18 protein-coding genes are annotated in these 20,262 nt (G+C 69.8%); 10 read left to right on the top strand and 8 right to left on the bottom strand.

Annotated features, from left to right (window positions below):
- Positions 1-75 precede the first annotated feature (75 nt).
- The 10 genes from VEB62_RS12170 (at position 76) to VEB62_RS12125 (ending at position 8,650) form a co-directional block, all read left to right on the top strand.
- The gene (locus tag VEB62_RS12170) at positions 76-2,313 is read left to right on the top strand and encodes a glycoside hydrolase family 88 protein (RefSeq protein WP_324799909.1); all 2,238 of its coding nucleotides are present in this window, start codon (positions 76-78) and stop codon (positions 2,311-2,313) included.
- A 216-nt stretch (positions 2,314-2,529) separates the two neighbouring features.
- On the top strand, positions 2,530-3,576 hold the full coding sequence (moaA, locus tag VEB62_RS12165) for a GTP 3',8-cyclase MoaA (RefSeq protein WP_324799906.1): 1,047 nt from the start codon (positions 2,530-2,532) through the stop codon (positions 3,574-3,576).
- Between the two features lies 1 nt (position 3,577).
- Positions 3,578-3,832, top strand: coding sequence for a MoaD/ThiS family protein (locus VEB62_RS12160; protein WP_324799903.1), 255 nt, complete (start codon positions 3,578-3,580; stop codon positions 3,830-3,832).
- 1 nt (position 3,833) lies between these two features.
- Positions 3,834-4,298, top strand: a complete 465-nt coding sequence (locus VEB62_RS12155; protein WP_324799900.1) for a molybdenum cofactor biosynthesis protein MoaE — start codon at positions 3,834-3,836, stop codon at positions 4,296-4,298.
- Positions 4,295-4,861, top strand: coding sequence for a molybdenum cofactor biosynthesis protein B (gene moaB, locus VEB62_RS12150; protein ID WP_324799897.1), 567 nt, complete (start codon positions 4,295-4,297; stop codon positions 4,859-4,861). The genes VEB62_RS12155 and moaB overlap by 4 nt, the downstream gene beginning before the upstream one ends.
- Positions 4,861-5,355: a cyclic pyranopterin monophosphate synthase MoaC gene (gene moaC / locus VEB62_RS12145; protein WP_324799895.1), complete on the top strand. Its 495-nt coding sequence runs from the start codon at positions 4,861-4,863 to the stop codon at positions 5,353-5,355. The genes moaB and moaC overlap by 1 nt, the downstream gene beginning before the upstream one ends.
- The gene (locus tag VEB62_RS12140; RefSeq protein ID WP_324799891.1) at positions 5,352-6,551 is read left to right on the top strand and encodes a molybdopterin molybdotransferase MoeA; all 1,200 of its coding nucleotides are present in this window, start codon (positions 5,352-5,354) and stop codon (positions 6,549-6,551) included. The genes moaC and VEB62_RS12140 overlap by 4 nt, the downstream gene beginning before the upstream one ends.
- The gene (modA, locus tag VEB62_RS12135) at positions 6,548-7,333 is read left to right on the top strand and encodes a molybdate ABC transporter substrate-binding protein (protein ID WP_324799889.1); all 786 of its coding nucleotides are present in this window, start codon (positions 6,548-6,550) and stop codon (positions 7,331-7,333) included. The genes VEB62_RS12140 and modA overlap by 4 nt, the downstream gene beginning before the upstream one ends.
- Positions 7,326-8,024, top strand: a complete 699-nt coding sequence (gene modB / locus VEB62_RS12130; protein WP_324799886.1) for a molybdate ABC transporter permease subunit — start codon at positions 7,326-7,328, stop codon at positions 8,022-8,024. The genes modA and modB overlap by 8 nt, the downstream gene beginning before the upstream one ends.
- Positions 8,021-8,650 carry an ATP-binding cassette domain-containing protein gene (locus tag VEB62_RS12125; RefSeq protein WP_324799883.1) on the top strand — a complete coding sequence of 210 codons (630 nt, stop codon included), beginning with the start codon at positions 8,021-8,023 and terminating at the stop codon, positions 8,648-8,650. Before modB ends, VEB62_RS12125 begins: the two co-directional genes overlap by 4 nt.
- Before the next feature lie 94 nt (positions 8,651-8,744).
- On the opposite strand, the gene mobA is transcribed toward VEB62_RS12125, so the two are convergent.
- The 8 genes from mobA to VEB62_RS12085 all read right to left on the bottom strand — a co-directional run bounded on the left by mobA (position 8,745) and on the right by VEB62_RS12085 (position 19,984).
- On the bottom strand, positions 8,745-9,284 hold the full coding sequence (gene mobA, locus VEB62_RS12120) for a molybdenum cofactor guanylyltransferase (RefSeq protein WP_324799880.1): 540 nt from the start codon (positions 9,282-9,284) through the stop codon (positions 8,745-8,747).
- Entirely contained in the window at positions 9,281-10,099 is an 819-nt protein-coding gene (cobA, locus tag VEB62_RS12115) for a uroporphyrinogen-III C-methyltransferase (protein ID WP_324799878.1), read from the bottom strand. The genes mobA and cobA overlap by 4 nt, the downstream gene beginning before the upstream one ends.
- 12 nt (positions 10,100-10,111) lie before the next feature.
- A complete protein-coding gene (locus VEB62_RS12110; protein WP_324799875.1) occupies positions 10,112-12,682 on the bottom strand; it encodes a molybdopterin-dependent oxidoreductase in 2,571 nt (856 codons plus the stop codon).
- Positions 12,683-13,024 carry a nitrite reductase small subunit NirD gene (gene nirD, locus VEB62_RS12105; protein WP_324799872.1) on the bottom strand — a complete coding sequence of 114 codons (342 nt, stop codon included), beginning with the start codon at positions 13,022-13,024 and terminating at the stop codon, positions 12,683-12,685.
- Positions 13,024-15,429, bottom strand: a complete 2,406-nt coding sequence (gene nirB, locus VEB62_RS12100; protein WP_324800107.1) for a nitrite reductase large subunit NirB — start codon at positions 15,427-15,429, stop codon at positions 13,024-13,026. The genes nirD and nirB overlap by 1 nt, the downstream gene beginning before the upstream one ends.
- Before the next feature lie 343 nt (positions 15,430-15,772).
- Positions 15,773-17,458, bottom strand: a complete 1,686-nt coding sequence (locus VEB62_RS12095) for an ABC transporter ATP-binding protein (RefSeq protein ID WP_324799869.1) — start codon at positions 17,456-17,458, stop codon at positions 15,773-15,775.
- Positions 17,455-18,531, bottom strand: coding sequence for an ABC transporter permease (locus VEB62_RS12090; RefSeq protein WP_324799866.1), 1,077 nt, complete (start codon positions 18,529-18,531; stop codon positions 17,455-17,457). The genes VEB62_RS12095 and VEB62_RS12090 overlap by 4 nt, the downstream gene beginning before the upstream one ends.
- A 28-nt stretch (positions 18,532-18,559) precedes the next feature.
- Positions 18,560-19,984: a CmpA/NrtA family ABC transporter substrate-binding protein gene (locus VEB62_RS12085; protein ID WP_324799863.1), complete on the bottom strand. Its 1,425-nt coding sequence runs from the start codon at positions 19,982-19,984 to the stop codon at positions 18,560-18,562.
- Between the last annotated feature and the right edge of the window lie 278 nt (positions 19,985-20,262).

Below are 20,262 nucleotides of genomic sequence, written 5' to 3'. Positions count from 1 at the left end.
GGCGGCGAGCTCAAGTCCATTTTATGGTATGCGAGAGCAAATAATGAAAGGCGCGACCTGCGCCGTGGAGGACTGATGCGCCAAGGCCTGAGATACGTCGTCACCGCCGCTCTGGCGACTACGATCGCGGCAGCCTTGCCGGAGGGGGCGGTTCTGGCGCAGGCGACGTCCGCCCTGCCGCCCGGTGTCGAGGCCGAATGGCTGGCCCCCCGCCCCCGACCCTCGCTCAACACCGATCCCGCGCGCCTGCCTTCCCGCGCCGAGGCCCTGGCTGCGGCGGAGTATGTCGCCTCGTCGCAGATCGCCGCCATGGCCCGGGAACCGATCGCCCTGTCCACCGGCAGCAACCTGTCGCAGATGTCGTCCAACTGGGTCGCCGCGACCTTCTATGTGGGAGCGGCGCGCCTGGCCCGGGTGTCCGAGGATCCGGAGACGCTGCGGTTCCTGACGGCGGTGGCGGAGCACTACAACTACAGCGTCCGCGGCGCCCGCTCGGGCCCGACCCTGCTCAACGCGGACGATATCGCCATCGGCGACCTCTACGAAGAGCTCTACGCCCGCCGGGGCCAGGAGGGCGTGCTGATGCCGCTGCGCCAGCGGCTGGACTGGCAGGTCCCGCATCTGAACCGGTCGACGGAGACGCCGGCGCTGGTGTGGTGGTGGGCCGACGCCCTGTTCATGGCTCCGCCGGTGTTCGCCCGCATGTCGGCCCTGACCGGCGACCCCAAATACCTCGCCGCCGCCGACCGTGAATGGCGCCGCACCGCCGAGCGCCTGTGGGTGCCGGACCAGCGTCTGTTCCTGCGCGACGAGCGCTTCATCGGCCGTATCGAGGCGAACGGCCAGCCGGTCTACTGGTCGCGGGCCAACGCCTGGGTGATGGCCGGCCTGGCGCGCTGGCTGGAGTCCATGCCGGCCGACCACCCGGACCGCGCCTATTATGTCGACCTGTTCCAGAAAGTTGCGGGCCGGATTCGTGACCTGCAGCAGCCGGACGGGCTGTGGCGGGCCAGCCTGCTGGCGCCCGAGCTCTATCCGGAGGCCGAGACCTCCGGCTCCGCCTTCTACGTCTATGGCCTGGCCTGGGGCGTCAACCATGGCCTGCTGAAGCGCGAGATCTACCTGCCCGCCGTGCAGAAGGGCTGGGCGGGGCTTAACCGCCACGTCCTGCCGAACGGCCTGATCGGCGCCGCCCAGAAGACCGGCGACCAGCCGGTCCACACCGGGCCGGAGGAGACCGGCCTCTACGCCTCGGGGGCCTATGTGCTGGCCGCCCTCGAGATCGGCGACCTGGGCGGCGAGATCCAGGCTCTCCCGGAGCCGGAGCCCGCCCGCGATGCGCCCGGAGTGATCGCGGCCACCACCCCGACCCCGCCCGCTCCGGTCACCGTGGTCGGCGAGGAGGAGCGGCGTCGCCGCGAAGCCGAAATGCGCGCCACCCGCGCCCTCGCCTATGATCCTTCAGCCCTGAACCGTCCCTCCACCATCGAACCCCTCGCCCCGCCGCCGACCGACCAGCGTCAGCCCCGCGCGGTCGCCCGCTTCGCGCCGGACCGGCTGGACGACCTGCTGTGGGAGAACGACCGGGTGGCGCACCGCATCTACGGTCCGGCGCTTGAGGCCCGCGAGCCGCCGTCCGGATCGGGCATCGACGTCTGGGCCAAACGGGTCCGCTACCCGTTCATGGACCGCCAGCTGCGCTTCCCCAACTACCACGTCGATCGCGGCGAGGGGCTGGACTACTACGACGTCGGCCGCGGGCGCGGCGCCGGCGGACTGGGCGTCTGGTACGACAACAAGCTGTGGACCAGCCGGAACTTCTCGACCTGGCGGATCGACGAGACCGGCGGTGACGAGGCCCGCTTCAGCGTCGATTACCGGCCCTGGCCGGTGGACGTCGCCCGCCGCGTCTGGGAGACCCGGGAGTTCTCCCTGCCTCTCGGGTCGAATTTCACCCGGATGACCTCGACGCTGCGGTCGGACACCGCGGAGCCCCTGATCGTCGGCATCGGCATTTCCAAACGCGCCACCGATGCGGGCCGCGGCTTCGTCACCCGTGACGCGGCCAACGGCCGGCTGATGTTCTGGGAGCCCCGGAGCCCGGAACACGGCTCTCTGGGGATCGCCATCCTGGTAGACCCGGCGATGGTCGAGGGGTTCGCCGAGGACGCGGACAACTACCTGATCCTGATCCGCGTCACGCCCGGCCAGCCCTTCACCTACTACATGGGCTCGGCCTGGGACGGAGGGCTGGACTTCAACAGCCGGGAAGCGTGGGAAAGCTTTGTGGTCGCCCGGACGCCCGGGTTCTGACGCAGAGGCCAAATTCGGGCCAGAAAGGGGAGCGCTGCGTCTCATCGGCGCATCCCGTCCTATGGTCGGATTCCGCGCCGCGCGGTATACTATCGGCCTGTGGCGAACCGACGGCCGGACCGGCCGCTCCGGCCGCCAGACAAGGATGTTCATGCCTCCGCCTTGCTGCGAGAAACCCTGGACGCCGGCGCCGGTCCGCGGCGACCAGGCCGACGCATGACGGTCATCCATTCCGCCTCGCACGCCGCCGCCCGCCCCGCCTCGCCGGCGCTGGTCGATCCGTTCGGACGCGTGATCGACTATGTGCGGGTGTCCGTCACCGATCGCTGTGACCTGCGCTGCACCTATTGCATGCTGGAGCGACAGACCTTCCTGCCGCGATCCGAGATTCTCTCGCTTGAGGAACTGGACCGGCTGTGCAGCGCATTCGTGGATCTCGGGACCCGGCGTCTGAGGTTGACGGGCGGCGAACCGCTCGTCCGCAAGGGCTTTATCGACCTGGTCGGGAACCTGTCGCGCCATCTGCGGTCCGGAGCCCTGGACGAACTGACCCTGACGACCAACGGGACCCGATTGGCGGACCATGCGGAGGGGCTTGCCCGCGCGGGGGTGCGGCGGATCAATGTCTCGCTCGACACCCTGGACCCCGACGCCTATCGCCGCATCACGCGGGGCGGAGACCTGGACAGGGTCATGGCCGGGCTGGCGGCGGCGCGAACGGCCGGGCTGAAGGTCAAGATCAACGCCGTCGCCCTCAAGGCCGACAACGCGGGCGAACTCGCCGGGATGGTGCGCTGGGCCCACGCAGGGGGCATGGACCTGACCCTGATCGAGACGATGCCCCTGGGCGAGATCGAGGGCGACCGGACGGATCAGTACCTCTCGCTGGCCGATGTCCGGGCCGACCTGGAACGGCAGTGGACCCTGACGCCGCTGACGCGCAGGACCGGCGGCCCGGCCCGCTATGTCCGGGTCGAGGAGACAGGAGGCGTGCTCGGCTTCATCACCCCGATGAGCCACACCTTCTGCGAGACCTGCAACCGGGTGCGCGTCACCTGCACGGGCGAGCTGTTCATGTGCCTGGGGCAGGACGACAAGGCCGATCTTCGCACCGTCCTGCGCGAACACCCGGCTGACGACAGCCATCTCCGATCGGCCATCCGCGAGGCGATCACGCGCAAGCCCATGGGACATGATTTCCGGATCGAACGTCGCGGGGCGGCGCCGGCGGTGGCGCGCCCCATGTCGATGACGGGAGGCTGAGATGGCGACTGTGAAGCTGTTCGGCGCCTTTCAGGACATGGCCGGCTGGGCCGAGCGCGAGATCGACGTCACGACCCTCGGAGCGATCAAGGCGGCGGTTGCGGAAAGCGATCCCCGCCTTCCGAAACGGCTCGACCACCCCAGCACCCTGGTGATCCTGAACGCCGCCGTCATCCCGCACAGTTTGCGGCGAGACGATGCGCCGGTCTCGATGTCGGACGAGATCGCCTTCGGACCACCGGTCAGCGGAGGATAGGGTGATCCACATCACCAGGGACGCCATCGACCCCGCCGCCCTGCTGGCGGAATTCTCGGCCGGACGAACCGAAACCGGCGCCATCGCCAGTTTCACCGGCCTGACGCGCGGCGCGGGCGACGGAGGGCCGGTGGCCCTGTTGACCCTGGACGCTTATCCCGGGTTCACCGAGACGGTCATGGCGGAGATCGAGGCCGAGGCCGAGGCGCGCTTCGAGGTACAGGACATTCTCGCGATCCATCGCTGGGGCCCCATCTCGGTCGGAGAGCCGATCATATTCGTCGCCGTGGCGGCGACCCACCGACGCGCGGCCTTCGAGGCCGTCGACTATCTGATGGACCAGTTCAAAACCCGCGCCCCCTTCTGGAAGAAGGAGGAGGGACCGGACGGCGTGCGCTGGATCGAACCTCGCGCGCAGGACCATCAAGACCTCGCCCGCTGGGCTCCGGAGACGCCAGACCGATGACCGATACGCCAGACCTGTCGACCTTGCCGGCGCCCGGCGGCAGGCTGATCGACGGGCCGGTGACGCCCGTCCGCATCGCCGTCCTGACCATTTCGGACACGCGCGACGAGGATAGCGACACCTCCGGAAAGATTCTGGCCGATCGCATCGCCGCCGCGGGTCATGTCTGCGCCGCGCATGAGATCGTGACCGACGATGTGGAGGCCATTCGCGCCCGGGTTCGTTCGTGGATCGCGGCGGGCGCGGTCGACGCCGTCATCACCACGGGCGGCACCGGTCTCACCGGTCGGGACGTGACGCCGGAAGCCCTGGAGCCGCTGTTCGACAAGAGGATCGACGGCTTCTCGGTGATCTTCCACCAGGTCAGCTACCAGACCATCGGTTTGTCGACCCTGCAATCGCGGGCGACCGCCGGGATCATCGACGGGGTCTTCGTCTTCTGCCTGCCGGGATCCAACGGCGCGGTGCGTGACGGCTGGGACAACATCATCCGCTGGCAACTCGACAGCCGGCACAGGCCCTGCAACATGGTCGAACTGATGCCGCGGCTGCTGGAGGTCTGATGCCCGACGCGCAATCCCCGGGCCGGCTCACCCATATCGACGCCGAAGGCCGCGCGCGGATGGTCGACGTCTCCGACAAGGCGGTGACGACTCGTGAGGCCGTCGCCGAGGGGCGGCTGACGATGCGGCCCGACACCCTGGCGACAGCGCTCTCGGGCGGCGGCAAGAAGGGCGACGTGCGCGCGGTGGCCGAGATCGCCGGGGTCATGGCGGCCAAGCGCACCGCCGACCTGATCCCGATGTGCCATCCGCTGATGCTCAGTTCGGTCAAGGTTTCGGTCGAACCGCTGGAGGACGGCGCCGGGCTCGGCGTCGTCGCCCGGGTGCGTACGACCGGTCAGACCGGCGTGGAGATGGAGGCGTTGACGGCGGCCGCCGTCGCCCTGCTGACCCTCTATGACATGCTCAAGGCCGTCGACCGGGGCATGACCATCGACGCCGTGCGGCTGACGGCCAAGTCCGGCGGCGCGTCGGGTGATTGGACGCGCGGGTGACCCTGCCGACGGTGGACTCCGCCCGGACGCTGATGCTGGAGGCGGCGACGCCCCTGCCGGTCAAACGCGTCCCGCTGCGTCAGGCCGCCGGCCGATGGCTGGCGGAGCCCGTCCTGGCCGGCCGGGATCAACCCCCGTTCGACGCCTCGGCGATGGACGGCTGGGCGGTCCGCTCCGCCGATGTCGCGCCCGGCGCCCGGCTGCGCATCGTCGGCGAGAGTGCGGCGGGCCACGCCCCCCGATGTGTTATCGGTCCGGGCCAGGCCGCACGGATCTTCACCGGCGCCGCCCTGCCGCCGGGCGCCGACCGGGTGGTGATCCAGGAAGAGGCGGAATCGGACGGGGAGTTCGTCGTCCTGTCGTCAGTGATCAGAGACGGGACCTGCGTGCGGCCCCGCGGCGGCGATTTTCGCCGGGGCGAGGTCCTGCTGGCGGCGGGCGTCCGCCTCGACCGGTGGCGTCTCGCGCTGGCCGCCTCGACCGGAACGCGCGACGTGGTCTGTGGCGGACGGCCACGGGTCGCCATCCTCGCCACCGGCGACGAACTCGTTGAACCGGGTCAACCGGTGGCGCCTCATCAGATCTACGATTCCTGCACCCCGGCCCTGGCGGCCTTCGTCGCCAGCCAGGGCGGCGCACCCGAGCCCTTGCCTATCGCCAGGGACGATCAGGATGCGATCGCCGCCCTTGTCTCCAGTGCGGCCTTCGACGTCCTGGTCACCGTGGGCGGCGCCTCGGTCGGCGATCACGACCGGGTCAAGCCCGCCCTGCGCGGCCTTGGCGCCGTCCTCAGCGTAGAGGGCGTGGCCGTGCGACCCGGCAAGCCGGTCTGGTTCGCGCGGCTGGCCGACGGCCGGCTCGTCCTCGGCCTTCCGGGCAATCCGGCGTCCGCTCTCGTCTGCGCCGAGCTGTTCCTCGGTCCGCTGCTGCGCGCGCTCCAGCACGGCGAGGCCGGCCCCGACATGGTCACAGCCCGGCTGGCCGATCCCCTGCCCGTCAACGGCCCTCGCGACCACTACATGCGGGCGCGCCTTCGCATCGCCGACGACGGCGTCCTGTGGGCGACGCCGTTTCCCAACCAGGATTCGTCCCTGGTCGGGGTCATGGCCGCCGCCGACGCCCTGATCCGCCGCCCGCCGCTGGCGCCGGCTGCGCCTGTCGGCGCGCCCGTCCAGGTGCTGAGGCCGGCCCCGTGACCCCCTACTCCCGCCGCGCCGCCCTCGCCGCGACGGTCGTGCTGGCCCTCGCCGCCTGTTCGCCATCCTCCCGCGAGACCCGGCCGGTCACGGTGTTCGCCGCGGCTTCCCTGACCGACGCACTGGAAGAGGTCGCGGACGCCTGGCGGTCGGCGACGGGGATCGGGGTGCGCCTGTCCTTCGCGGGCAGCGGGGCCGTGGCCCGCCAGGTCGAGGCGGGGGCTCCGGCGGATGTGGTGATCCTGGCGGATCGCGCATGGATGGACCGATTGGCCGACGCCGACCGAATCCAGGCAGGCAGCCGCGGCGACCTTCTGGGCAACGCACTGGTGGTCATCGCCCCCGCGGATGCGCGGATCGAGGGCGATCCCATCGACGGGTTGCTCCGGACCAGAGGTCGGCTCGCCATCGGCGATCCCGGGAGCGTGCCGGCAGGCGCCTACGCCAGGGCCTGGCTCGAGCAGACCGGACGATGGGATGACGTCCAGTCCCGGCTCGTGACGGCCGCCGATGTGCGCGCCGTGCGCGCCTTCGTCTCAAGGGGCGAGGTCGCGCTGGGCGTCGTCTACCGCAGCGACGCCATCGGACAGAAGGCCGTCAGCATTGTCGCGGAGCCCTCCACCGTCGGCCGGCCGGAGATCGTCTATCCCGCCGCCCTGACCGTGGGCGCGAGTGGCGGCGGCGCCGACTTCCTGCGCTTCCTGCGATCCCCCGTGGCGGCCGCGATCTTCCGTCGCCACGGCTTCACCCCGATGACCCCGCCCGGCGGCCCCGATGCTTGAGCCCCTGACGCCCTTCGAGATCGAGGCGCTGCTGCTGTCCCTGAAGGTGGCGGCGGCGTCACTCGTCGTCACCCTGCCGCTCGGCCTGGCCCTGGCCTGGCTGCTGGCCCGGACGAACCTGCCGGGCCGATGGCTGCTGGAGGCGATGGTCAATCTGCCGCTGGTCCTGCCGCCCGTGGTGACGGGGCTGGTCCTGCTGATGGTGTTCGGCGCGCGGGGGCCGGTGGGCGGCTGGCTGCGTGAGACCTTCGGCATGACCCTCGCCTTCCACTGGACCGGCGCCGCGCTGGCCGCCGCCGTCATGGCCCTGCCGCTGGTCGTACGGCCCATGCGGCTGTCACTGGAGGCCGTCGACCCCCGACTGGAGCAGGCGGCCGCCACGCTGGGCGCGCCGCCGCTTCACGTCTTCGCCCGCGTCACCCTGCCTCTCGCCGCGCCGGGCATGATCGCGGGCATGGCGCTCGGCTTCGCCCGGGCGTTCGGCGAATTCGGCGCCACCGTCACCTTCGTGGGAGCCATACCCGGCGAGACCCTGACCCTGCCCGTCGCCATCTATACGACGCTGCAGCGGGTGGACGGGGAGCCCGCGGCGATGCGGCTGGCGGTGGTGGCCGTCGTCGTCTCGATCGCCGCCCTGCTCGCCGCGGAATGGCTCACCCGCCGGGCGCTGCGCGGCGGGAGCCTCCGATGAGCCTCGCCTTTCACGTACGCGCCAGGCGCGGCGATTTCCTGCTCGACGCCGGGCTCGAGACGACGGCGCGCGCGGTGGCCGTGGTCGGCGCGTCCGGGGCGGGCAAGACCACCCTGCTTCAAGGGCTGGCGGGGCTGATCCCGGTCGAGGCCGCCCGACTGGTCGTCGACGGCGCGATCGTCGCCGACACGGCGTCGGGACTTACGCCGCCGCCGCATCGGCGCGGGGTGGGTTATGTGTTCCAGGACGGCCGGCTGTTTCCGCATCTGAGCGTCGGGGCCAATGTGGGTTTCGGCCGTCGCTATGCCCGCGCCCCGCTTGAGGTGGCGGCGGCGCTCGCGCTGGTGGGGCTGGAGGGGTTCGAGACCCGCTGGCCGCTCAGCCTGTCGGGCGGCGAGAGCCGGCGCGTCGCCGTCGCCCGCGCCCTCGTGGCCCGTCCACGACTGCTGTTGCTGGACGAACCGTTCACCGGTCTGGACGCCGGCCGCCGGGCGGCGCTGATCCCGTATTTCGCGCGCCTGCGCGACACCCTCGAAACGCCGATGATCATCGTATCCCATGACGACCGCGACCTCGCCGAGCTCGCCCATGACGTCCTGTCGATGGCAGACGGCCGCAGGGTCTGACGCACCGGCGGGGCGCGACCGGTCCACCGCCCACAGAGCTCCAGGGTTTTGTGGACTAGCCCCGGGGTCGTCGGGTCAATCGCCGACGCGCACGTCAGCTCGCCAGTTCAAGGCGGCGCAGGTCCTGTACCGTGTTGATATTGGCGATCGGGCGCGGGAGGTCGACCGCGACCGCCCGGACCGAGGCCGCCCATGCACGCATCGCCCGGCTGGGGCTGTCGACGATGAACCTGTCCAGGTCGGTCGACACGGCGGCCGGCCACAAGCCCGTGACCGGCAGCTCGCGGAGAAAGCTGACCGGGCCGGCGCACTGCAGCCGCAACACCAGGTCGGCGGGCAGCATCGGGGTGTCGCAGCCGGCGCTGACCACGGCCTCGTAGCCGTGATCCATCGCGTGGCGCAGCGCCGCCGCCAGCCCGCCCAGGGGGCCGAGATTCGGCCCGGGGCGATCCGGCAGGCAGGGCCGCGCGGAGAGATCGCGTCCGCAGATCACGACTGTGTCGACCTGATCCGACAGGGCGGCGATCGCGTGATCCAGCAACGACCGGTGCTCGAACAGGGCCACGGCCTTGTCGGACCCGAACCGGCTCGACCGTCCGCCCGCCAGCACGGCGCCGAGAATTCTTCCGGTCATGCCGCTGAACCCGTGACGCTGGCCGTCGCGTGTGAGGACCGCAAGGCCGGCGTCTGCTCCGGTCGGCCCACCGCCTGGCCGATCAGCAGCAGGGTGGGCGCATCCTCGGCCAGGGTGGCGACGCTCAGCGGCAACAGGTCGAGCCGGGTGAACACGAGACGCTCGTCCGGCAGGCTTACATTGACCGCGACCAGCACCGGCGTGGCCCCGGCCATGCCCCGCGACAGCAACTGGCGGGTCAGTTCCGGCGCCGCCGAGCGCCCCATGTAGACGCCCAGGGTCGCCGCCGGATCGGCCAGCGCATCCCAGTCGAGATCAAGAGCGTGGCCCGCCTGGGCGTGGGCGGTCACGAACTGGACGCGACGCGCCAGGCCTCGCAACGTCAGCGAGACCCCCGCCCGCGCCGACGCCGCGCTGGCCGTGGTGATCCCCGGCGCGACCTGCACCCGGACCCCGTGCGCGCTCAGGTAGCCGATCTCCTCGGCTGACCGGCCGAACATCGAGGGGTCGCCGCCCTTGAGCCGCACCACCCGCCGCCCGGCGCGCGCCGCCGCCAGCAGCAGATCGTTGATCCCGCCCTGATCCTTCGAATGGGCGCCCGCCCGCTTGCCGACGCCGACCCTCTCGACGCCCGCCGGGATCAGGGCCAGAACGCCCGGCCCCACCAGCGCGTCGTGGAAGACGATGTCGGCGGCGCGGATCAACCGTTCAGCCTGACGGGTCAGCAGTTCAGGATCGCCAGGGCCGGCGCCGACCAGCCAGACCTCGCCGGGGGCGATCAGGGCGGGTTCATTTGCGGTGGCGCGGCGGGCCATGGGCGGTCCTCCTCAGGCGGCGATCAGTTTGGCGATGGCGGGGCGGCACGAGCCGCAGTTGGTCCCGGCCGACAGGGCGGCGCCGACCTCGGCCACCGTGGTGAGTCTCTGGTTCGCGATGGCGGCCAGGATGGTGCAGGCGCCGACATCGAAACAGGCGCAGACGATGGCGCCGCGATCCACGGTCGCGCCGGGTGCGCGGCCGGCCAGCAGCCCGACCGGCGCGACGGGCTCGGACAACTGGGCGATCAGCCAGTCGCGACCGGGCAGCGACCCGTCCCGCGCGACGAACAACGCCCCGGCCAACCGGCCCTCGGTCAACACCGCCGTCCGCAGCGAACCGCGGGCCGGATCGACGGCGGTCATGCGATCGCCCGAAGGCAGCAGGGCTTCCAGAACGGCCGGGTCGCCGTCTCCGGCCAGTTCGACCAAGCGTCCGCCCGGTACGGCGACGGCGGCCCACCAGACGCAGCCCGGCTCGACCGCCGGCGTCCCGCGCATGATCAGAAAGCCCCGCCATTCGGTCTCGAGCCTGGACAGGGTCATCGCCGTCAGCTTGAAGCCCGGCTGACCCGAGACCGGATCGACGGCGCCCCCGGGCAGCAGGCCCGCCCGCCCGCCGGAGCCCGTGCGATCGGTCCAGTGGATCGGCACAAAGGCCTCGCCCCGTCTCTGGGCGTCGGTGATGGAGACCCGGAACACGCTTTGCCCCTGGGCCGTGGTGACCGCCGCCAGGTCGCCCTCGACAAGCCCGGCCAAGGTCGCGTCGTCAGGATGAACCTCGACCAGGGGCTCGCGTCGATGCTGGGACAGGCGCGGCGAAAGGCCGGTGCGGCTCATGGTGTGCCACTGATCCCGATAGCGGCCGGTATTCAGGGTCATGGCGTTCGCCGCCAACGGCCCCTGCGTCACCGCCACCATTCGGGCGCGTCCGTCGGGGGTGGAGAACCGACCATCGGCAAACTCGCGATCGCGGCCCCAGCGGGTCGGCTCCAGAGCGACGTATGCGGTCTCGTCCAGGCCGATAAGGGGTGACAGGTCCAGCCGGCGGCCGCCCTGGTTCTCGAACGCGGTCAGGCGACAATGCTCGTCGAAGACCTCGCCCGGCGTGGTCCAGGCAAAGGCGTCCCCGTGACCCATGCGCCGCGCCACCTCGGCGAGGGCGCGCCAGTCGGCCCGCGCCTCGCCGGGGGGCGGAAAAAAGGGCCGCTGACGGCTGATGACCCGCTCGGAGTTGGTCACCGTGCCGTCTTTCTCGCCCCAGGCGGCGGCGGGCAGGCGGACGTGGGCGAACCGGCCGGTATCCGTGTCCGCCATCACATCGGACACCACGACGAACGGACAGGCCGCCAGGGCCGCCCTCACCGCCCCCGCCTCGGGCATGCTGACCGCCGGATTGGTGGCCATGAGCCAGAGCGCCTTGATCCGCCCGTCGCCGACCGCCCTGAAGAGGTCGACGGCCTTCAGACCCGCAGCCGTCGCCATATTCGGCGCGCTCCAGAACCGCCGCACCCGATCCACATTGTCCGCGGCGAAATCCATGTGCGCGGCCAAGGTCGAGGCCAGCCCTCCGACCTCGCGGCCGCCCATCGCGTTGGGCTGGCCGGTGATCGAGAACGGCGCGGCTCCCGGCTTGCCGATGCGGCCGGTCGCCAGATGGACGTTGATGATGGCGTTGGCCTTGTCGGTGCCCTGTGTCGACTGGTTCACCCCCTGGCTGAACAGGGTGACCGTGCGCGGATGACCGGCGACCAGATCGAAGAAGGTCTCCAGGTCGGCGCGCGGAAGGTCGCAGGTTGCGGCGGTCCCATCGAGATCGCCCTCGCTTTCCAGGGCGTCCCAGAAGCCGTCAGGCACGGCGACATGCGCGGCCAGATAGCTCGGGTCCAGGGCGCCCCTCGCGCGCAGGCCCGCCAGCAAACCGTTGAACAGGGCCACGTCGCTGCCGGGACGCAGGGCCAGATGCAGGTCGGCCAGGTCGGCGGTCTCTGTCCGGCGCGGGTCGATGACGACCAGTCTGGTCCCCCGCGCCGCCCGCGCCGCCTCGATCCTCTGCCAGACGATCGGGTGGCACCAGGCGGTGTTGGACCCCACCAGGACAATCAGATCGGCCTGGTCCAGGTCGTCGTAGCAGGCCGGCACGACGTCCTCGCCGAACGCCCGCAGATGCGCCGACACAGCGCTGGACATGCACAGGCGCGAATTGGTGTCGATGTTCCCCGAGCCGATGAACCCCTTCATCAGCTTGTTGGCGACATAGTAGTCCTCGGTCAGCAGCTGGCCCGAGACATAGAAGGCGACGCTGTCGGGGCCGTGTTCGGCGATCGCCGCGGAGAAGCGGCTGGCGACAAGATCCAGCGCCTCGTCCCAGCCGACCGGGCGATCCCCGATCATCGGATACAGCAGCCGGCCGTCCAGCCCCACCGTCTCGCCCAGATGCGTACCCTTGGAACACAGCCGCCCGCTGTTGGCCGGGTGCCCGCGGTCGCCGGCGATCTCCACCGACCGCCCGGCCGTCACCGTCGCCCGAACGCCGCAGCCGACGCCGCAATAGGGGCAGGTGGTGGAGACCGGCCCGGTCATTCAGACCATCACGATCAGGGTTGCGGCGGCATCGATCAGGATACGCCCGTCCTCGACCCGGACCTTCACCGTCGGCGTGCAGCCGCTGTCGGGCCCCTGCGCCTGACCGGTCGCCAGGGCGATGTTCCAGTTGTGCAGCGGACAGGCGACGCTATGGCCATGCACGATCCCCTGGCTCAGCGGACCGCCCTTGTGCGGACAGCGGTTGATCAGGGCGAAGACGGCGTCGTCTCCCGTGCGGAAGACGGCGATCTCCTCGCTGCCCTCGATGACGATGGTCCGGGCGCCGCGTTGGGGAATATCCTCCACCCGCCCGACATCGATCCAGCGATCGGCGGCCATCACGCGGTCTCCATCAGGCTGAGGGGCTGGTGCTGCTCGCTTTCGGCGCCGTTGGCCCGCGCCGCCCACGGATCGTCCTGGCTGAAGCTCTGCGAATGGTGGAACCGCGCGGCCAAGGCGTCGCGACTCTCGGCGTCGTCGACGATGCGCGCCTTGATGGCCTCCAGTCCGACCCGTTCGATCCAGGGCGCGGTGCGCTCCAGATACCGCGCCTCCTCGCGGTACAGCTGGATGAAGGCGGCGCAGTAGTGCAGCGCCTCCGCCTCGGTCGCGACCTTGCACAGCAGGTCCGTGACCCGGACCTTGATGCCGCCGTTGCCGCCGACGTGGAGTTCGTAGCCGCTGTCGACGCAGATGACGCCGAAGTCCTTGATCGTCGCCTCGGCGCAGTTGCGGGGGCACCCCGAGACCGCGATCTTGAACTTGTGCGGCATCCAGCTACCCCAGGTCATCCGCTCGGTCTGGATGCCCAGACCGGTCGAGTCCTGGGTCCCGAACCGGCACCAGTCCGAGCCGACGCAGGTCTTCACCGTCCTGAGCGACTTCCCGTAGGCGTGGCCCGAGACCATCCCGGCGGCGTTCAGATCGGCCCAGACGGCCGGCAGGTCGTCCTTCTTGATCCCGAAGATATCCAGACGCTGGCCGCCCGTGACCTTGACCAGGGGGGCGTCGTATTTCTCGACCACATCGGCGATGGCCCGCAGTTCACGCGGATTGGTGACCCCGCCCCACATCCGCGGCACGACGGAATAGGTGCCGTCCTTCTGGATGTTGGCGTGCATCCGTTCGTTGACGAACCGGCTTTGCTGGTCGTCGACATATTCGCCCGGCAGAGCGCACAGGAGATAGTAGTTCAGCGCGGGCCGGCACGAGGAACAGCCGTCGGGCGTCGACCAGTGCAGCCTCTGCATCACCTCGGGGATCGACCGCATGGCCTGGGCCACGATCTCCCGGCGTACGTCGTCATGGCCGAAGCTGGTGCATTTGCACATCGTCTTGACGGCCCGTTCGCCGTCGTAGTCGTCGCCCAGCGTCACAGTCAGCAGGCTTTCGACCAGTCCGGTGCAGGACCCGCAGCTCGCCGAGGCCTTGCAGCCTGACCGCACCGCGTCCAGCGTCGTCGCCCCGCCCGTGATCGCCGCGACCACCTTGCCCTTGGACACGCCGTTGCAGCCGCAGATCTCGGCATCGTCCGAGAGGGCCGCAACGGCCGCGTTAGGGTCCCCCGGCCCACCTCCGAGGGCGAAGGCCTGGCCAAAGATCAGCATGTCGCGGACGGCGCTGACGTCCTCGGCCTTCTTCATCAGGTCGAAATACCAGCCGCCGTCGCCGGTATCGCCATACAGGACCGCGCCGACGATGCGGTTCTCCCTGACCACGACCCGCTTGTAGACGCCGCGCGAGGCGTCCCGCAGCACGATGTCCTGCGCGCCGTCCCCGCCGGAGAAGTCGCCCGCGGAAAACACGTCGATCCCCGAGACCTTGAGCTTGGTGGAGGTAACCGATCCGCGATAGCCGGTCGGCCGCCCGGTCAGGCCGTCGGCCAGCGCCCGGCACATGTCCCACAGCGGCGCGACCAGGCCATAGACCTGACCGGCGTGCTCGACACATTCCCCGACCGCCAGCACCGCCGGGTCGGACGTCACCATGTGGTCGTCGACATGGATGCCGCGCCCGACCGCCAGACCGGCCTCCCGCGCCAGTCGGACACTGGGTCGGATCCCGACGGCCATGACCACCAGCGAGGCCGGGATCAGCCGCCCGTCCTTGAGCCGCACCCCTTCCACGCAGGTCTCGCCAACGATCTCCGCGGTGTCGCCGCCGGTCAGAATCGTCTGCCCCCGCGCTTCCAGCGCCGATTTCAGCAACCAGCCCGCGGCCTCGTCGAGCTGACGCTCCATCAGCGTCGACATCAGGTGGATGACGGTGACCTTCATGCCGCGCAGGCTGAGACCATGCGCGGCCTCGAGGCCCAGCAGCCCGCCGCCGATGACCACGGCGTCTCCGCCGGCGTCCGCGGCCGCGATCATCCGGTCGACGTCGGTCATGTCGCGAAAGCTGATCACCCCGTCCAGCGTGTGGCCTGGCACCGGGATGATCACGGGGTCCGACCCCGTCGCGATCAGCAGCCGGTCGTAGCCGACGACCCGCCCCGACCGCGCCGTCACCGTCTTGCCGATCCGATCGATGGCCTCGACAGGATCCGAGACGATCAGATCGATGGCGTTGTCGTCGTACCAGGCCCGGTCGTTGATCACGATCTGATCGAACGTCTTCTCGCCCGCCAGCACCGGCGACAGCATGATCCGGTTGTAGTTCACATGGGGCTCGGCCCCGAAGATGGTGACACGATATCGTCCGGCGTCGCGCGCCAGCAGTTCCTCGACCGCTCGACATCCGGCCATGCCGTTGCCGATGACGACCAGATGCTCCCGGCTCTCCAGCGGGACGACCGCCGGGCGCTCCATGGTCCTTGTGAAACCGTCCATTCCGAGGCCTCAAAACGAAAAAAGCCGCCATGCGGACGCTGGTTTCCCAGCGGCTGCATGGCGGCTTTGCCAAATCTCGATCACCCCGGGGCCCGACACAGGTCAGGGGTGCGATGGTCGGACAATCCTCCGGTGGAATGTCCAGAACTGCGAGGCGCCCTTGCCTCACATCTCGAAGGTGACTCTTTTCACCCCTGGCGGCAAGGGGTTATTTTGCAGTGCAACAATACCGGCGTTCAGGCCTGGTCCGGCAGGGCCATCATGCGGCGTCGGCGTGGGTGTCGTGCTGGTGGTCCGCGAGGAACTGAAGCACCTCCTCGCGATAGGCGTAGAACTGGGGGTGGCCCAGCAGCGCCCGCCGGTCGCGCGGACGCGGCAGATCGACCTTCAGCACCTTGCCGATTGTGGCGTTGGGACCGTTGGTCATCATCACCACGCGGTCGGCCAGCAGGATCGCCTCGTCGACGTCATGGGTGACCATGACGGTGGTGACCTTGGTGCGGTTCCAGACCTCGACCAGCACGTCCTGGAGATCCCAACGAGTCAGGCTGTCCAGCATGCCGAACGGCTCGTCCAGCAACAGCAGCCGGGGCGACAGGGCGAAGGCGCGGGCGATGCCGACCCTCTGGCGCATGCCGTTCGACATGTCGGCCGCCATCTTGTCCATGGCGTCGCCCAGACCGACCCGCTCGAGATAGTAGGCGACGATGTCGGCCCGTTCGGCGCGCGTCGCGTGGGGATAGACCCGCTCGACCCCCAGGGCCACGTTCTGGCGCGCGGTCAGCCAAGGCATCAGTGACGGAGACTGGAACACCACCGCCTTGTCCGGTCCGGCGATCTCGATCTCGCGCCCGTTGAGCACGATGCCGCCGTCCGAGATCGGGTTCAGTCCCGCGGCCATCGTCAGCACCGTGGACTTGCCGCACCCCGAATGTCCGATGAGGGAGATGAACTCGCCCCGGTCCATCAGCAGGTTGACGTCCTCCACGACGGTCAGCGGCCCCTTCGGGGTCGGATAGACCTTGGACAGGTTGTAGAACTCGAGATAGCGCCGGTTGATCGGGCTGTAGGCGGCGTCCTGGTAGGCCTTGGGCGGCGCCAGCAGATCGAGCGGCGCAACGGTCGGCAGGTCGATCACATTGGACGGCGCGGTCTCCTTCACCCCGCCCGCGAGCTGTCCGAGATAGCCGACGATCTCGTTACGCAGCGTCTTGTAGGCTTCGTCGTGGTTCAGGTCCGTGCGGAGGCGCGGCCGGGCGATCGCGACGTCGAAGATGCGGCCGATATGGGCCTCGGGCGCCGGGGTCAGGACTGCGATCCGGTCGGCCAGCAGCAGGGCCTCGTCGACATCGTTGGTGACCAGGAAGATGGTGCGCTTTTCCTGGCCGCGGATGCGCTCGATCTCGTCCTGGAGTTTGGCCCGCGTCAGGGCGTCCAGCGCCGACAGGGGCTCGTCCAGCAGCAGGATTTCAGGCTTCGTCGCCAGCGCCCGCGCCACCGCCACCCGCTGGCGCATCCCGCCCGACAGCTGGGCGGGTTTGCGATCCAGCGCGTGATCCAGGCCGACCAGTTTCAGGGTGGACCGCGCCAGTGCAGCGCGCTCGTCCCCGGGCATCGACAGGTGGACGGCGTCCACGGCCAGCCGCACGTTCTGCTCGACCGTCAGCCAGGGGAACAGGGAATAGCTCTGGAACACCACCCCGCGATCCGGTCCCGGCCCGGCGCAGGGCTCGCCCCTGATCAGGACCTGGCCCGTGTCCGGCTGGATCAGCCCGGCGATGAGCGAGACCAGGGTGGTCTTGCCGGCGCCCGAGAAGCCCAGAACCGCGACGAACTCCCCTTCCTCGACATCGAGATCGACGCCGGCCAGCACATTGGTCTCCTCGCCGGACGCGCCGACATAGGATTTGGACAGGCCTTTCAGCGACAGGATCGGGGGGCTCATTTCTCGTGGTTCCGCGAAGCCAGCGATTGCAGCGCCATCATCAGCCGGTCGAGCAGGAAGCCGATCACGCCGATGACGATGACCGCGAACATGATCCGCGCCAGCGACTGCTCGCTGCCGTTCTGGAACTCGTCCCAGACGAACTTTCCGAGACCCGGGTTCTGGGCCAGCATCTCGGCGGCGATCAGCACCATCCAGCCCACGCCCAGCGACAGACGCATGCCGGTGAAGATGTAGGGCAGCGCGGAGGGCAGGATCAGGCGGCGCAGTCGTGCGAACGGGCTGAGACGCAACACCCGGCCGACGTTCAGCAGGTCCTTGTCGATGGAAGCCGCGCCCACCGCCGTATTGATCAGCGTCGGCCAGAGCGAGCACAGCATCACCACGATGGCCGAGATGACGAAACTCTTGGGCAGCATCGGATCGGGACTGGTCATCGTCGCCGACACCACCATGGTCACGATGGGCAGCCAGGCCAGGGGGCTGATCGGCTTGAAAATCTGCACCAGCGGATTGAACGCGGCGTTGAACCCCTTCGACAGGCCACAGACCAGTCCCAGCGGCACGGCGACCAGCGAAGCCAGGGCGAAGCCGAACGCCACGGTGAACAGCGAGGTGAAGATCTGATCGATGAAGCTGGGCGAGCCCGAATATCGGAAATGCTGCGCCTCGCCCCCGCGACCGGCGGCCTCGAGTGCGGCGTTGCGGTCCGACTGGGCGGCATAGAAAGCCGACTTCTCGGCCTGTCCCGCCTGCCATTCCTCGACCAGAGACACGCCCTGCGCGGCCACGGCGACCGGTCCCGGCAAGGCGCCCAGCGAGGTCTTCACCATCGGCGCGGTCAACGCCCACAGCAGGATGAAGACGACGATCCCGACCATCGGCAGGATCACCGTCCGGGCCTTGGGTCCGAGGGCGGCGAAACCCGGGACAAGACCGGTTCCCCCGGAGGGCTGCCCCCCAAAGCGCGGAGATTCCGGGGCCTTCGGGGGAGATGCGCCCTGCAGGGCGGCTAGGGCGGGAGGTTTGATCGAGGTCTGGACCGCATCGCTCGCGGACTTCAACTGGCTCATGGTCATTTCCTGCATCCCCGCGATCCGGTCACGCCGCCGCGACGCCGGCGGCGGTGACCGCCTGCCCCGCCTTCAGCCCGATCGCGAACTTCGCCAGATAGGCGTTGGGCGCCCGGCCGTCGTAGGTCACGCCGTCGATGAACCCCCTCTGCACGCCCTTGAAACCGTCGGTGGTGGGCACGGAGGCGGCCGGGATCGTCCCCTGGGCCACCAGGGAATTGGCGGCGGCCGTGTAGAGATCGGCCCGGTACACGGCCCTGGCCGTGTCGATATACCACTGATCGGGATGGTCCTCCGCGATCTGCCCCCAGCGCCGCATCTGGGTCAGGTACCAGACCGCATCCGACGCATACGGATAGCCGGCGAAGTCGCGGAAGAAGATGTTGAAATCGGGCGCGGGCCGCGTGTCGCCGGGCGCATAGGTGAACTGCCCCGTCATCGAGGCCGCGATCACGTCGGCGTCGGCGCCGACATAGTTGGGTCGGGCCAGAATCTGTACAGCCTCGGCCCGGTTGGAGCCGTCATCGGCGTCCAGCCATTGCTGCGCCTTGATGATCGCCCGGATCAGGGCGGTGGTGGTCGCCGGATAGCGGGCGGCGAATGCCCTGGTCATGCCCAGCACCTTTTCCGGATTCCGGGTCCAGATGTCGTTGTCGGTGATGATCGGCACGCCGATCTTCTTCTTCACCGCCGCCTGGTTCCACGGCTCGCCGACGCAGTAGCCTTCGATAGTGCCGGCCTCGAGCGTCGCGGGCATTTGCGGGGGCGGCGTCACGGACAACTGGATGTCCGCGCCGGTCACGCCCGCCACGTCGCCCGGCAGATAGAAGCCCGGATGAATCCCCCCGGCCGCCAGCCAGTAGCGCAGCTCGTAATTGTGGGTCGATACCGGGGAGACCATGCCGAACTTCAGCGGCCTGCCCTCCGATTTGAAGCGATCGACCACCGGCCGCAGCGCCGAGGCCGGGATCGGGTGCGTCGGCTTGCCGTCGGCGCCCTTGGGCAGGCCCGGCTCGATCTGGGCCCAGATGCGGTTCGACACCGTGACCGCATTGCCGTTCAGATCCAGCGACAGGGGTGCAATCAGGTCAGCCTTCGTGCCCAGACCGATGGTCGCCGCGATCGGCTGGCCCGCGAGCATATGGGCGGCGTCGAGCTGGCCGCCGATGACGCCGTCCAGCAGCACCTTCCAGTTGGCCTGGGGCTCCAGCGCGACGTTCAGGCCCTCCTCGGCGAAGAACCCCTTCTCCCTGGCGACGGCCAGCGGCGCCATGTCGGTCAGCTTGATGAATCCCAGTTTGAGGCTGGGCTTCTCGACGGCTCCGCCCGGCGCGGGCGCCCGGCCGGGCGCTGCTTTCTTCTCGCCACATCCCGCCAGAAGGGGGATCGCGCCCGAGGCCAGCAGGAGCGATCCGCCGCCCCTCAGAAGCTGTCGCTTGTCGATCATTGTCATCCACCGTCGTTCAGGTTCGGTCGCAAAATCAGGGCGGATCGCGGACGCAGAAACGCCGCCTCGGCGCGGCTCCTGTCAGAGCGCCCCGGGCGGCTTCATTGCCGAAATCTGTTGAATGTCGGAGCGTCACCCACCGTTGGGGACGGACCGCTGGACATCGCGTTCGATACGCGACTTGCGGATGGTTACACGGAATGCTGCACTGCACAAGTGGCATCGATCAGACCGGGGCAGCACGGCCTCAACGCTGAAGGGCGGGCGCCAGCGGGGCCGGAGAT

It is taken from the genome of Brevundimonas sp. (assembly GCF_035626975.1).
Lineage (GTDB): Bacteria > Pseudomonadota > Alphaproteobacteria > Caulobacterales > Caulobacteraceae > Brevundimonas.
This window is presented reverse-complemented; position numbering and strand designations above follow the sequence as displayed.